At 62.7% G+C, this 276-nt stretch carries 1 pseudogene; it reads right to left on the bottom strand.

The window, feature by feature from the left end:
* A pseudogene (locus AC0IYH_RS31445) lies at positions 1 to 276 on the bottom strand (HD-GYP domain-containing protein); the annotation flags it as partial.

Here is a 276-nt window from a genome sequence, read left to right as displayed (position 1 = left end):
GGCCTCGCTATCCAGGCCCAGCTGGCGGCCCAGCATGACCGATAGCACGGTGACGTTGAGCGAATGCACGTAGGCATCTTCGGCAGCCTTGCCGGTGATGCTGTGCAGTGCTACGCCATCCTCGCCAAGCATGGTCTCGACCAGCTCGTTGACCAATGCCCCAGCCAGTTTGACCGAGTTCTCCGGCTGGTTTCGCAGGCTCTGATTGAGTGTCTTGACCCGCTGGCTGGCCTGGGTGAAGGCGCGGTCGACCTCGGACAGCCTTTTGCGCAGCAC

It is taken from the genome of Pseudomonas sp. AC463 (genome assembly GCF_979253585.1).
The sequence above is the reverse complement of the archived record's forward strand: the minus strand, read 5'-3'. Positions and strand labels throughout refer to the sequence as shown.